This window comes from Stieleria sedimenti (assembly GCF_025060895.1).
GTDB lineage: Bacteria > Planctomycetota > Planctomycetia > Pirellulales > Pirellulaceae > Stieleria > Stieleria sedimenti.
Map to the genome: position 1 here is coordinate 16196 of NZ_JANZKV010000013.1, position 14790 is coordinate 30985.

The 14790-nt window shown below is 59.2% G+C and carries 7 protein-coding genes; 2 read left to right on the forward strand and 5 right to left on the reverse strand.

The features are described 5' to 3' along the window. Positions 1–678: 678 nt before the first annotated feature. Complete coding sequence (locus tag NZK35_RS02335) at positions 679–1491, forward strand: glycosyltransferase family 2 protein (protein WP_259630991.1); 813 nt, start codon at positions 679–681, stop codon at positions 1489–1491. A 72-nt stretch (positions 1492–1563) separates the two neighbouring features. Then, positions 1564–2550, forward strand: coding sequence for a sulfotransferase family protein (locus NZK35_RS02340; RefSeq protein ID WP_259630992.1), 987 nt, complete (start codon positions 1564–1566; stop codon positions 2548–2550). A gap of 72 nt (positions 2551–2622) precedes the next feature. Here the strand turns inward: NZK35_RS02340 and NZK35_RS02345 are convergent, their stop codons facing one another. The 5 genes from NZK35_RS02345 to NZK35_RS02365 form a co-directional block, all read right to left on the reverse strand. After that, positions 2623–6417 (reverse strand): DUF4347 domain-containing protein, encoded by a 3795-nt coding sequence (locus tag NZK35_RS02345; RefSeq protein WP_259630993.1) that lies wholly within the window; start codon positions 6415–6417, stop codon positions 2623–2625. Positions 6418–6735: 318 nt separating this feature from the next. Then, positions 6736–7692 carry a glycosyltransferase family 2 protein gene (locus tag NZK35_RS02350; protein ID WP_259630994.1) on the reverse strand — a complete coding sequence of 319 codons (957 nt, stop codon included), beginning with the start codon at positions 7690–7692 and terminating at the stop codon, positions 6736–6738. 20 nt (positions 7693–7712) lie between these two features. After that, the gene (locus NZK35_RS34555; RefSeq protein WP_259630995.1) at positions 7713–9050 is read right to left on the reverse strand and encodes a glycosyltransferase; all 1338 of its coding nucleotides are present in this window, start codon (positions 9048–9050) and stop codon (positions 7713–7715) included. Positions 9051–9356: 306 nt separating this feature from the next. Beyond that, a complete protein-coding gene (locus NZK35_RS02360; RefSeq protein WP_259630996.1) occupies positions 9357–12077 on the reverse strand; it encodes a DEAD/DEAH box helicase in 2721 nt (906 codons plus the stop codon). Positions 12078–12251: 174 nt separating this feature from the next. After that, complete coding sequence (locus tag NZK35_RS02365; protein WP_259630997.1) at positions 12252–14576, reverse strand: FAD-dependent oxidoreductase; 2325 nt, start codon at positions 14574–14576, stop codon at positions 12252–12254. Between the last annotated feature and the right edge of the window lie 214 nt (positions 14577–14790).

The window sequence follows — 14790 nt, forward strand, 5'->3', positions numbered from 1 at the left end:
ACCCCACGAGATCCTCGCGGTGTTGATCCGAGATCCTCGGATCCACGGGGACAGACCCCATGATCCTCGCGCGCTGGGGACAGACCCCGGTGGTGATGCAGAGCGGTTGATATCAATTGAATCTCGGCAACTCGCCACCGGGGGAACAGCGCGCGGGGAAAGGTAGGAAAATTTTGGGGGTAGGAAAATTGGGGTGCTGGTCGGGGGAGGTGCTGATCCTCGTAACGTGCAGGGGATCCGCTGGCCCGGATCGGATGTCGCAAGCTGGAAGCTTAGGTGGTGATGCTGGGGACAGACCCCGGTGGTGATGCAGACCCCGGTGGTGATGCAGAGCGGTTGATATCAATTGAATCTCGGCAACTCGCCACCGGGGGAACAGCGCGCGGGGAAAGGTAGGAAAATTTTTGGGGTAGGAAAATTGGGGTGCTGGTCGGGGGAGGTGCTGATCCTCGTAACGTGCAGGGGATCCGCTGGCCCGGATCGGATGTCGCAAGCTGGAAGCTTACGCCACGTCGGACGATTCCTGCTCGACGTCGTCGCGACTTCGTGTTGACATCTGCGCCGGCATTTTGCGAGGTTTGCGTGTGCTGTGCGCTTGCGCGGCCGGGGATCCGCTGGCGCGGATTCGGATCTCGCAAGCGGGAAGCTTACGTCACTTCGTTCCCAATCGGATGTTTCATGGACGACACGTGCCCGACGATTTCGGTGATGATGCCGTGCTGCAACAATGCCCGATACATCGAAGCGGCGGTCGAATCGGTGCTGTCACAGCAGATCGACGTCCCGTTGGAATTGCTGATCATCGACGACGCCTCCACCGATGGCTCCGTCGACCGCATCAAGGCGATCGGTGATTCGCGAATCCGGTTGATCCAAAACAAAAACAACTGCGGCATCTCGCGAGTACGCAATCAGCTGCTCGAAGCGGCTAACGGCCGGTTCTTGACATCGCTCGACGGAGACGACTTGTATGTTGATCCGCAAAAGCTGGCCCGCGAGTGGGAATGGTTGCACACGTGTCCGGATCCCGAACGAACGATCGTCTACAGTGACGTGAGGTGGATCGATGGCAACGGCGAAACGATGCTGCAATCAAGCGCGATCGCGCCGCCAATGGAAGGCATCTTGTACCAGGCGATCTTGGACCGTCGCGTGATGATCCCGCGCGACTTTTTGCTGGCGGCTGAATTGGCTCGCAGCGTCGGCGGATTTGACGTCGATCTGCCGATCTATGAGGACTGGGATTACAAGCTGCGGCTCGCACAGAAAGCGGTTTTCAAATACACCGGTGCGGTCGGGATCGGCTACCGTCGACACGGCAGCGGTCTGTCTGCCGCAGCCGCACCGTTGCATCAACAATGCCAAGCGGTGATCCGAAAGAAACATGGCGTCGAAGGCTGCGACGGCGATCCGATGCGATTGCTCTCCCTGGCCGGGCGACTGCATGGCATCTTGACCCGCAATCGACTACGGGACCGCAAAGCCGCCTAATGCGTTGCTGGGAAATGAATCGTAGGGTTAATCGAGCGCTCGCCTCTCCCGCTTTCGAAGAGTGATTTTGTTGTGACATCTTCAGTCGTTTTTATTGTCTCGCAGCCGCGTGCGGGTTCGACGCTGTTGCAAACCATGTTATCCCGGCACGACGATGTTCATGCCCCCGGTGAAGCTTGGTTGATGTTGCCGCTGGTCCACGCGATTTCTGGATCACGCCGTGACGTCCAATCTCCCTATGACCAGTGTTTGGCCGACGACGCGGTTGGCGAGTTTGTTCGCGAAAACCTGAGCGGCGGATGGAGTGAAATGCAGGCCGAGATCGGTCGTGCGGCGGCGCGGATCTACGAAGCAGCTCGCGTCCGTGCCGGCGCAAGCGTTCTGATCGACAAGACACCCCGCTACTACTGGATCATCGAAGACTTGCTCAGTCTGATCCCCGATTGTCGCATCATCTTGCTGCGGCGCAACCCGCTGGCGGTATTATCATCGATCATGGAAACATGGACACGTCGCACGCGAGTCGGTTTCTTGAAAGATTACCGTGGCGACTTGCTGGAAGCACCGGCGCGGATCGCCGCAGCGATGTCGATCCAGGACGATCGGATCCACTCGCTTCGATACGAAGATTTGGTGCGTGATCCCGCGCAGCACTTGGCGCAACTGCAATCCTTCATCGGCCTCCGCCCCGTCGACGGTCTGCAGCACTACGGCAGTGCCGAGCGACGCACGTACGGCGATCCCAAGGGGGTTCATCAGCATGCTGCGGCGCAACTCGATTCGATCGAAAAGTACCTGCGGGGGGCGGCGACACGAGCGACCGACTGGAGATTGATGGATGACTACCGACGTCATCTCGGCCGCGATCTGCTGCATCGATTGGGATACGACGACGACGTGTTGAAACGACAACTCGATGCCGTCAAACCGCTCGGGACGACGCTGGCCCCGACGCTGTCGTCGCAGGTCAGTCCACGGCCGGCGGAACCGCGACGCAGCGCGATCCGATTGCGACGCATGGCGGCGGATGTCGTGACGAAGTGGGGTAAGGCGGCGTGAGGGTCTCGCTTGCGAATCGCCGCGTTTGGAGATGGGAAGCAAGACGCTGAGCCCGATGCTCGCAGCCACCGTTCAAATCATGACGAACCGTCCGATCGATCCGGACACGATGTCGACGTAGTAGAGCAATCCATCGGGGCCTTGTTGGATGTCGACGGCAAAGTTGGCTCCGGTTGCGAACACCCCAACGGACGTCAAATTGCCTGCCGCGTCGACGTTGCCGTGTCGCACAATGCCGCTGGCAAAATCCGCGTAGAACACGTCGTTGTTGTACTGTGGGCCATAACTCAGGTTCCAGCCGACGCTGCCCAATACGATCACGTCGGTCCCCTCGGTGTGTGGCTGGGCGATGAAGGCGGGGCTGGCGGGTTGGCCCGAATTGTAAAACGCTTGGGCCTGCGGCAATCCCTGATACGACGGCGTGCGGCGATTGACCCCTTGGCCGCCCTCGTAATATGGCCAGCCAAAGTTGGTTCCCGACGGTCCGGTGTTGATCTCTTCAAAACTGACCAGCCCGGTTTCGCCGATGTAGAGTCGTCCGTTGTTTGGGTTCACCGAAAGTCGCCAGGGATTTCTCAACCCGAGCTGATAGACCTTGCTACGGTTGGAATTGACGTCCCCGTCGAAGAACGGGTTGTCGGTGAATCCTTGGCCGGTATTGGGATCGATACGAAGGATCTTGCCCGACAGGCTGTTGGGGTCTTGGACGCGCAAGGCGCGGGGATCGGTTTGATTGAAACTGGCGCCGTCGCCGATTCCGACATACAACGCGCCGTCGCCACCGAATGCCAGTCCGCCGACGGTGTGAGAGCGGCTGTCGCTGTTGATGAAGTCTTGGAGGTAGCTGCCGTCGGGGTTGAGTCCCGCCGGTGGCTCGTTGAAGTTCAAGGTGCTGTCGACGAACGCGTTAAAGTTCTGCCACGTGCTGTTGGCACCCAGCAACGTGATGCCGCTGTCGGGAATGATCGTGGTGTAGTTGGTTGACGCATCCAATGTCAGTCGAATCAGCCGGCCGGCTCGGTTGCCCGCACCGTCGGGACCGGCCAGCGGGTTGCCGACGTGGTTGTATACTTCTGGCGGATCGACCGTGTAGTTGATGTAGAGGTAGGGATTGTTGAACAAATCCGGGTGGAGTTCGAAATCGACCAGCCCCCGATCTTGAACGTTGTTGGTGATCCCGGAGAGATCCATGACTTCGGTCAGCGGTCCGCCGTCGCGGGAGACACGAATGATGCCGGCTTTTTCACCGACGTACAGGTTGCGTCCATCGGGTGACCATTCGACGTTCAGCGGTTGATTCAGTCCCGTGATGATGTCCTCTCGGATGATTTCGCCGGTCGGCACGGTGGGCGGATCAGCCGCCGGCGTATCTAGCGTCACACTCCAGGACCGAATGTAAGTGTTGTTGTAGGCGTTCCCGGTCGAGGCCGCGAACCCGACATACGCCTGATTGCCGACGATGCCATCGAGCTGCAGCGTCGTTTTCATCAACGCAAATTCGGGCTTTTCATTGGTATCGGAAATGTAGACTGACAGGCTGTCACTTTGCCCGTTGTAGTCGACCCAGGTGTAGTAGGTTCGCCCGTCGTTGAGATCGTAGGGTGATTGAATCGTGCGGACCGGAGTGACCAGCACACCGTTGACGGTGATGGTGATTTCGTCGGCGAATTGTTCGTAGCTGTTTTGGAACGTATCCAGTTCGATACCGATGGTGTTTTGTTGGGCATTGTAGCCCAGGCCGCCGGAATAGTTGCCGATGTCTTGCCCGGCGGTACCACCGGGAGAATTCTGGATGATGAAGGCCAATCCTTCACCGCCGGCGGAGCCCTGTCCGCCATCGAATTGCGCGGCAAAGACCGCTTGGAACGAGGTGTCGGCGTTCACGCTGATCGGCGTGGTGTAGTATGCCGAGCCTCGTTGCTGTGAGGCTGCGGCGGTCAGTTGTAGCTTCCCGTTGTTGAGCGTGGCGTTGCGGTTGAGCTGCAGATTGGCGGCGGAGTCAAATGAGGCGTAGGTCGGCAAGCCCTGATCGATGTCCAGGATGTTGATGGTTGCCGTGCGTGGAGCGAGCAGACTGGCGTTTTCCGATCCCGTCAATCGAAAACTGAACGACTCCGTCCCTTCGGCGATGCCGTCTTGCAACAGAACGACGGTGACCGACTTGCTCGTTTCACCGTCGGCGAAGACCAGCGTTCCGGAATTCGCGATGAAGTCGCTACCCGCGGTGGCGGTCTCCGAAGCCGTGGCATACTGGACCGACGCCGTCCCGTCGCTTCCGCCGACACGCGCGATCGTCAGCGTGACCGATGCATCGGATTCGAACACCGATGCAAAATCCTCTGCCAAGACAAAGCTGCCAGCTTCGCCATTGTTTGGAGGGTCGACCGGTGGCGGAGGGGCGTCGGCTAAGTATTGAAAGCGACCATTTCCGTACAACGTTTCGCTTTGATGGAACCCGGACACAATGCCTTGGCCTTCGATGAAAAACCCGGTGGTGTAGGTCGATGGGGCTTCGGTTTCGAAGACCTGGGCTCCGATTCGAATTCGGTCGACTTTCAAGTTGCGATCGATGTCGTTGTCGGGATCATAAAAGTCATTGGTAAATGCGATCTCGATGCGATCGGCAGTGACCGTCTGGTTCGCCGTGTACGAATATGTCGACTGGTTGGTCGAAACATTGTCAAAGGTTTGAACGACGTTCCCGTCGATGAGCAGTTCCATGCGCTCCTGCCCCGTTTTCCCCGACGCATCGATGGAGATCACAGATCCGCTGCCGTTGCCGGTGGACGCGAATTGGAAGTAGCCGTTTGCGTTCAGGTATTCCGATTGACGAAAGCCCGGAACCACGCCGTCCTCGGGTCGCCAAGATCCCGTTGAAAACACCGTCGGATCTTCCGTTTGGTAGGTCACTCCGTCGACGACGATCCGATCGATGCGGAGGTTTCGATCGAATCGGGTTGCGGGGTTCCAAAGGTCGTTGGTGAAGTTGATTCGGATGTCATCGATGGAGGCGTTGTCGATGCCTACGTTGAACTCGCCGAATAACCGATTGCGGGCGTCGGTGCCCGTCATGGTCCACGTGCCGACGACTTCGCTGCCGATTTGCAGCTGCATTTCCTCCTCACCGATTTGACCGGCGGCGTAGATCTGGATCGACAGCTCACCAGGGAACTGCGCCAGGACGGATCGGTCCAGGTCGTCGGCGTGTGTCACCGATCCGATCGTTTGCTCAAGGTCCCAGTCGGCTTCGTGACCGGTGTTGCCGGTGCGATCAACCGACGCGGCAACGTCGAGGCCGGTGACGGTAGCGATCTGGCGCAAGAACGTTTGGCCTTCGGCACTCGCGGCAACGTCACAGCCGTAGATCAGCAAGTCGCCGCCGGGGGCAAACGAGGCTTTCCAACGCATCAATTCGGCGGCCCGATTGGCGACCGTGTCCGCGTCCACCCGAGCATGCCCCAATTGCAATCGACCGGGTTGTCCGTGACTGATCAGGTGCACGCTGTGGAGCCCGGATCGGTTGGAAAGGATCTCAGAGATCTGTGAAACGGCATCGACGGACTGATCGAGCAAGACCAACTCGGCACCGGCGGGGATCGCCTCTGAAAAATCAAAGTCGTCTGCGACGCTGGGATCGATGATCACCAACGCCGTCGCTGGATTGAGGGTCTCCGCTGGGATCTGAAGCGAATCAGCCACGGGGCCGTCGGTGGCAACTTCTGCCGGCTCGGCGACCGGTACCGCGGCGACTGCCGCGCCGGCGTCGGCGGCCAGCATGATCCGCGGCTCCATCGGACCGGCGGTCCATCGGGGGGATCGACGTGTTTGACGGCGTTTGATGCCCGTGGCGGCGCGTGAGCGAACCATTGCAGCGACCGAGCTTTGTGGCTGAGAGAACGTGACAGAAAGATGAGCTTCTGACGTTACTTCCCGAGTCAAGCAAAGCAAGACAGACCCGCTTCATCATCGTGTGAATTGCAACGTCTGGTCCGATCGTATCGGTTTCGCGGCGCGGTTCGTCGCCACACGGATCACACCCGCCGGAAAGACGCGTCAGATTGACGCGGGCGGTGGCGTTTAGGATCCAACGGTAGAACACGTGTCGGATCATGCGAGTGGAATCGGCTTCCAGACGCGACATTCCAGCGTCGACAGTCTGGACGCCAATCCGCAGGTCGTGCTTGGTCAGGCGGCGTGGCGTTTCCAAAACACTCGTTTACTGTTTCGTCGCATCTGCCGCCAATAGTGCTTGGACGTCAACAATCCCGGCTCGTCGGCGGCGAGTGCCAGCAGTGAAAGGAGTCGTCGTTCGGGAGCCGAGTCCGCCGATTCGATGACACGTCGCGTCATCCGACTGTGGCGGAGCAGTCGCTGTCGATGTGCGGCCGAAATTCGATCGTCGTGCGACGTCAGGTAGGGCGCGATTCGGTCGAGCAGCTCCAAAACGCTGGCGTTGCGGGCCGACGTTTTTTGACCGGCGTGAATGCGGAACGCGGCGAGAGGCTGATCGGTCTTGGCGACCTTCATCCCCGTGTCGAAGCCCCGCAACCAATAGTCAAAATCCATCGTGTAGTAGAGCGATTCGTTGAACGTTCCGATTCGGTCGCTCAGTCGTTTGGTCCAGAAGACTTCGGGTTGGATGAAATTTCGATTCGGATTCGGATGAAGCCAGTGGTTCCACAAATCGATGATCTCAGCCAAGCATGAAATGTCCGAGCATTGGTCTCGTAGCGGCTTTCCCTGCGCGTTCACTTTTCGGCAGACACCCGAAAAAAGATCCGCATCGGAGTTTTCATTCCAAAGTGCGACGATTCGTTGAAAGGCCCCCGGCAGGTAATAATCGTCGCTGTTGATGTAGGCGCAGATGTCGCCATCGACTCGATCGAATCCTTTGTTGATCGCATGGGATTGACCGCGATCTTTTTCGCTACACCAGTAGGTCAGTTCGCCGTCGTACTTTTTGATGATGTCGACGGATCCATCCGCGCTGCCTCCGTCTACGACTGCGTATTGCAAGTGAAAGTCGCTGCCACGACCTGCTTGCGTCAAGACGCTCAGGATCGTTTGCTCCAAGTACTCCGCCTGATTGTACGATGGGGTGACGATTCGCAACGTGGGACGGCGATGATTTGACGATGACATGATGACTTACCAGCAGATCGTTAGGCAGCGCGTCGCTGTGTTTGGTTTTCGGATCCGATCAGATTTCGATAAAGTTCCATGTAGCATTGCGCTTGGGTATCCGATTGAAACTGGTCCATGATCAGATCCCTGGCATGGGCACCCATCGTTCGCATGGCTTCCGGGTTGGCGATCGCGCTCTGCAAGCGTCGGGCGAGTTGGTCGGCGTCACCCTTGTCGGCGAGCAGTCCTGTCTTGCCAGGAATCACGTAGTCGGGAATTCCGCCGGCATCGAATCCGATCACCGGAGTACCGCACGCCATCGCTTCCAGACCGGTCAACGGAAGATTGTCTTCGGTCGATGGAAGCACAAAAACGTCGGCCGCGCTATACACCAGACGGCGCGTGCGATCATCTTGAACGTTGCCGACGTGGATCATCTCCGGCAACGTTTTGGTCGCATCGGAAAGCCTTCCGCTGCCGAAGACCAAACCACGGACGTTGGGATTGGATCCCACGCGTTCCAACGCCGTGAGCAATTCGGTCGCGCCCTTGCGGCGGCTGCCCAAGTTCATCGCACCAAAGCCGATGATGAAGCCATCGGGCTCAACGCCGAGCGCTTCACGGGCAAAGTTTTTCTGCATCGGATAGAGCTTGTCGGTCGGCATTCCGTAGGGAATTCGGGTGAACGATTTCGCGTCGGCCAGCAACGGACTCGATTGTGCCAACCCCAACAACCAACGACTCGGCGCGACGATGTGCAGATTGATGTCTTTCAAGGCGCGGCGTTTGGTTTCGAACGCTTGAAAACTGACATCGGTTTGACCGGACCGTTTGACTTGGGGGCAATTTCCGCAGCCGACACGAAACCGTTGGCAGCCACCGGCGAAGTGGCAACCGCCGGTCAGGGCGTTCATGTCGTGGAGCGTCCAGACGACGGGTTGGTCTGGGTGCAGTGAACCGAAGAAGCTGGGAAAGTCGATGAACTTGGAGATCCAGTGCAGATGGATGAGATGCGGCCGGGCTGGGTCGGCGGCCGCGGGGTGATCCAGCGGAGGCCAAGGAGTGAACGGCTGACCGTGTGGCGAGGTAAAGATTTCAGCTCCATCTTTCGCACCACGAGTGGCACGCTTGAACGCTTGTCGATGCACACGAAACCGGACGCGATCGAGGGCATGTTGTAGCGTCCGCCGGCGCGCCCATTGGGTGCTGTAGAACTCGTCGGTGTCGATCTCAGAGCGCTCTTGATCGCTAAAGGACTGACCGGCAAGGTATTGAAACCGGCTTTGGATTCCGCGGTTGCGCAGCGCGGCGTGCAATTGTCGCGCTGCCGTCGCGGCTCCGCCGCGAAGGAAGCTGTTGAAATGACTGACAAACACTGGATCCCACCGGAAAACGAAGCTTAAGAGAGTGTCGGACTCTTTTCACTTCAATCGCCGGAAAGCGTGGCAAACGATGAGTGGTCTGCCGGCGGATTCAGCTGGTCGGGTCTGGCAAACTATGGCGGTCGGGATGGGCCGATCGTAGCAATTAGCGGGGCCGGAGAACGGTCACATCGGTTCGCCCTGATTGACCTTCGTCACCCTCGTTCCCAGGCTCCGCCTGGGCTGTGCCCTGCCGGTGTGGCTCTGCCACACGCGGTCGTCGGGCGGAAGGGCGGAGCCCGGGAACGAGCACGACGGGCCTTACGAATCGAGCAATTTTGCCAGCGTCGTGGCGAGACCACGGAGGGCATCGGTGTCGCTCAGCGTGATCGTCAGTTGTGGCCGTCCCTGTTCGTCTTTGTCGACACACTGAGACAAACGCTCGGTCAGGGTGGCGACCGTTTCATCGCTGGGTGCTTTGTCGCCAGCCGATGGAATCAGTTCGCCGGCCAAGGAGAGTGCCGCGGTGATCAGCCCGCTGGTCGCGGCGGCGACTTTCTCTCGTTTCGCTTGCAAGGCTTGAGCTTCGGCCTCGACCCTTCGCTGTTGGCTTTCGTCGACCGGCGCGGCGGGCAACGGATCCAAGATGACTTCCAATCGGCGTCGCAAGTCTTCCATCCCGCTGACCATCGCGACCTCGGACACGTCGCTGTCCATATCGATCGATGCGTCGGCGAGTTCTTGTTTGGACGCTAGTGTTTCTAGCAACCGTTCTTCGATGGTGTCGCCGACGGTGACCAACTTGTAAATGTGGACGGGGTTCTTTTGGCCCATCCGGTAGGCGCGCGCGATGCGTTGTTCCAGAACGGCGGGGTTCCAGGGCAAATCGACGTTGATGACCGTGTTGGCCGCTTGCAGGTTCAATCCCGTCGACCCGGCGTTGGTCATGCAAATCACGCGGCACTGGGGATCGTTTTGGAAACGCGACACCAGTTCGCCACGTTTCTTTTGCGGCACTTGTCCGTCCAGACGGACGTAATCGCAGGCCATCGTGTCCAACCGTCGTTCGATGCGGTCCAGCATGCGTCGCCATTCACTGAACAACACGATCTTCCGCGTCGGGTCTTCGATCAACCCTTCCAATAATTCGGTCAATCGTTCCAGCTTGCTGCTGTACTCGGTTTCCTCCTGGTCGATCAGATACGTGCTGTCACAGGACATCCGCGCCATCAGCAACGATTTTTGCATCCGCAGCAAGTCCATTTCGGTCATGAACTTTTTGTTGACGATTTGGGCCACGATGGCGACATGGGAATCGTTGATCTCTTTCTGTTCGGCCGTCGGTTCGATACGGATCACTTCATCGATCCGTTCGGGAAGCTGCTTGGCGACCTCGCTGCGCGTGCGGCGGAGCAGGATCGGTTTGAGCGATTCACGCAGTTGGTCCAAGCGGTGGTAGCCCAGCGTCTTGCCGCGCTCATCGACCACGTGGTGTTTGTGAAAGAACTCGTACGCCGGTCCCAAACGGTCTTCATCCACGAACCGCGTGACGGTGAACAAATCGCCGAGTCGGTTCTCGAGCGGTGTTCCCGACAACACCAGTCGGAACGGGCTTTCCAACTGCCGGATCACGTTGCTGGTTTTCGATTCCCAATTTTTGATCCGTTGACCTTCGTCCAAGATGATCAGATCCCAGGGCACCTGTTCGATCGCGGTCAGGTCTCGGAGGACTTGTTCGTAGTTACAGATCGTGAAGAACGCGTCGCTGCGATATTGCTCGTGGCGTTCGGCGCCGGTGCCCAGCACGATTTGGGTGGTTCGGTCACTGAAGCGACGAATTTCATTGCGCCACTGCGTCTTCAACGAAGCCGGAGAAACGATCAGCACGCGTTTGATGTCGGCCAATTGGGACAACAGTTCTGCGACGCCGATGCCTTGAATGGTTTTGCCCAGTCCCATGTCATCGGCCAGGATCGCGCGTCCGGCGCCGGCGGCGAACGCGATGCCGTCCAGCTGGTAGGGCAGCAGGGTCGCATTGAGCAGTTCTGTTCGCAGCGGGTGATTCTCGGTGTCTTTGCGAATCGACTCACAGGCTTGGCGAACACGTTGTTGCGTCAACTGGCGTTGAATCAACGCTTCGGCATCGGGATAGATCGTGACGTCCAGCCCGGCGTTTTCCAGCGCCGCGATCCGTGTCATCGCGTCCGACGCGTCGGTGATCGGGAACGTGTCCGCAGCGCCGACGATCTCTTCCATTTTGGGATCGACCTTTGCGGGCAGATGAAACAGCAGGCCACGATGTTCGCCGTAGCAAATGGCGAGCGAAAGTTTTTTGCGGCGATACGGTGAACGCAGCTTGGCGGCGGAGAAACGTTTTTGAACCTTGGTTTGGACGTGCAGAACATGTTTGCACGTCTGCAGTTTGTTGGTGCGAAAATCGGGACACGTGCAATAGGACTGTCCCGGATCAAACCCTCGCAGCGCGACGCGATAGGTTCGGCCGGATCGTTCGCTGGTGACCAGGTAATCCGTCCACGGCTTGGTGGTGTTGGTCGACCGCACTTTCATGCGTTCTTCGGCGGCGCGTTTGACCCGGTCGGCGATCGCTCGCTGATTCAGCTCTTCCGGCGTCAGGTGTTCCAATGGAACCGACTCGTCGGGCGGTTGGGCCAGACCGAGGTCGCTCTTGGATTGCAACAGATGGTCCAGCGCCGCGCCGACGTGCAGGCAGGGGGTCTCGCATTGGTTGCAGTTGACCAACAACTGCCGACGGCGTCCCGACTGCAGCGTGATGGTTGCGATCGCAACCCCGTTGTCGGCTTCGGCGTCCGGAAGTCGGACGCGGAACAGGTCGCCGCCCAGAAAGACATCGTCGTGGTGCAGCTCGAGAAACTGCGCCCCCTGGCGGATCAGGGTCGCGCCTTCGTCACCGAGCAACTGACAGGCTTGTGAAAACGTCAACGACCCGAGTCGCTGGTGGAAGACGTTGCCTTGTTTGCGTCGGACACCTGATGGTGCCGATCGGGTCTTCGTTTGACTCATCTGCCTTCCGTCCTTTGGTTCCGTGGTCGATTGACGCCGAACGGGAATTAGAACCGGATCGAAGAGGACTGGCAAGTTTGAAGTGGGGTAAGCATCTTGCTTGCCACCCCGCCGGCGCAGCCGGCGGGTTCGTGAGGCGGAGCCTCCGGGACCGTGTGTTCCCGAGTCAGCACCTCACTCCGCCGGAAGCATCTGGACGGCATCGAGGTGCACCAGTCCGTCGGCTTGGTCGGTCAAGATCACGACGTTGATCTCGTCGTCTTTTGCGACGTCGATGGTCGCGACCGGTGTGAACTGGCGGTCCTCGGTTCCCCGATAGTTCACGTTCTCACGTACCACTCGATCACCGATTCGAATCTCAACCGGGGCAGCGGTGGCGCGATTTTTGAAACGCTCATCGGCCGGGGAGCAACCGACCAGGATTTGAAATCGACCGCTTCGAGGGGCCTTCATGGTGTAGGTCGCTTGAGCCCCCGAACCCGGGCCGGCGTACTTGTAGCTGTAGGCGACATAGCGGTCGTTTCGACCGCCGCCGCTGGTCCATTTCCCTGTCAGCTCTGCTTCACGATCGTCGATCACGATGCCTTCGAAGGACGCCGGATCTTGGCCGGTCATCGGGCCGAATTTGGATGCCCGTGGGAGCGCCCCTTCGTCGATCGTGATCGGGGCCGAGGGGGTACTGCGGCGTGCCTTGCCTGGCAATTCCAGCAATTGTAGAAGCTCATCGAGGTGGTTTTGGTAGACGTCACGTGGGGTGCAATCGCGAAGGGCGCAGATCGATGCCGCTTTGCCGACGACTTCGCCCATCATGCCACAGGTCTTCATCACGCGAACGGTGCCGAGGGCTTCGTGGGTGACGCTGACGTTTCGTCCGGCCATGAACAGGTTGTCGATGTTGCGGCTGTAGAAACAGCGATACGGGACGGGGTAGCCGTAGGATCGATCGACGCGGCGGTCATGAACGGCGACGCTGATGAACGGGTTGTCGGGATATTTTTTGGCGTATTGTTCCTTGGGGTAATGCAGGTCGATCGACCAAGTGCTGGGGACACAGCCATCGGGGAAATCGCGTTTGGCGACGATGTCATCTTGGGTCAGCACGACGTCCCCGAGCAACCGATTGCTCTCGCGTGGGCCACCGACGTAGGCGACCCAGCTGAGGATCGCGGTCTTGTGATCGGCGGCGCCGTCGCGATTCTTCATGGCGTTGAAGGCACCGTAAACGGCGCGCAAATTCCAGTCGCGGATGCCTTCGGCGTCACCGATCGCGTCCTTGTCAAAACCGCTCTCCCAGAACCACTGACCGTGGTGGTCGCGGGGATAGGGAAAATCTTGCATTTCCAAGTCCAGCGCCCACGGCGTTTCGGGAAACGACTTCGGCGAATCGGTTTCATCCCAACGCCACATGTTGCTCATCCCCATTCGGCCATCGGGCGCCATGTCGCTATCGGCACCGACAAATTGGCCCAGCCAACCGTGACCGGTGCAGTCGACGAAACGGTCTCCGAGCATCCGCACGACCTCGCCGGTTTTCGTGTTGAGCGCATCGACCGAAACGATGTGATCGTCTTGGACGACGGCATCGAACGCGTGGTGATTGAGCCACAAATCGATCTGGGGCTCGGCGCGAACGACGCGTTCTTTTAGATCATCGCCGAACTCTTCATAGCGGCCGGGTGATTTGGTCGCTTGGTCGGCGAACTCTTCGATGATCTCCCCGATCCGGGGGAACTTACCGCGACGGATATTGCCCATCGCCCAGACCCGTACTTCGCTCGATCCGTTGCCTCCCAACACACCACGGTCTTGGATCAGGGCGACGCGGCATCCCATCCGCGCGGCGCTGATCGCCGAGCCCATGCCGGCGTAACCGCCACCGACGACCACCAGGTCATACGGTCCACGTTCGAGCGGCTCGTCGGGCAAACCCAATTGTTTTCGTCGCCAATCCGACAAGACGTTGTCGGCCGGTGGCGGTGGGTCGCCGTCCAGCTGCGTCGTCAAGTAAAGACAGTCGCAGCGGCCGTCGAATCCGGTCAAGTCTTTCAGCCGCAGCTCCGTTTTTCCTTGAGGCAGTTCGATCGTTCGCCCGTCTTGCCAGCCCCACGTCGCTCCCTCGGTGCCGAAGGTTTCGTCGAGCGTCTGGTCGCCGATCTGAATTTGGAATTTGCCAGGCTGCCCGGGTGCGTCCCAGCGAGCCACCCAATCGAAGGTGCGGACCCAGACGCGGTACGTCCCGGCTTGTTTCACGTCGATCTGGGTCACGGCGTCGTCGACGGGCGTGCCGAGCCCGTGGGCGAGCAGGTAGGGAGACCCCATCTGCTGGATGAACTGGGTGTCCAATTTCCAGCCGCCGGGATCGTCAAAACTCTCGGTTTCGACAAAGATCTCGGCCGCGGGGGCCGAATTCAACACGAGATGCGGCGTGCAAACCGCCAGCAGCACGGCCAACGGTGCCAGGAAGCCCCGGAATCGTGATTCAGAGAGATTGCCAATCATGGTTGTGATTTCGAACCAGCAAGAGGGAGAAAGGGTAACGCTGTAAAGCATATTTTAGCGGCAGGGCGCGAGCCCTCCGCTGTTTGGGCAACGATGACGAACCGGAGGGCTTGCGCCCTGCCGCTAAAACCGAACGAAACAGAGGAAAAAAATGCTTCACCGCGTTGGGGGAACGTGACTCGGGCAGAGTACTTCGATCGTGGAGTAAACGTCC

Excerpts from the sequence above, each read along its gene's own strand:
- NZK35_RS02335 (WP_259630991.1), top strand. The coding sequence starts at position 679 with ATGGACGACACGTGCCCGACGATTTCGGTGATGATGCCGTGCTGCAAC.
- NZK35_RS02345 (WP_259630993.1), bottom strand. The coding sequence starts at position 6,417 with ATGGTTCGCTCACGCGCCGCCACGGGCATCAAACGCCGTCAAACACGT.
- NZK35_RS02360 (WP_259630996.1), bottom strand. The coding sequence starts at position 12,077 with ATGAGTCAAACGAAGACCCGATCGGCACCATCAGGTGTCCGACGCAAA.
- NZK35_RS02350 (WP_259630994.1), bottom strand. The coding sequence starts at position 7,692 with ATGTCATCGTCAAATCATCGCCGTCCCACGTTGCGAATCGTCACCCCA.
- NZK35_RS02365 (WP_259630997.1), bottom strand. The coding sequence starts at position 14,576 with ATGATTGGCAATCTCTCTGAATCACGATTCCGGGGCTTCCTGGCACCG.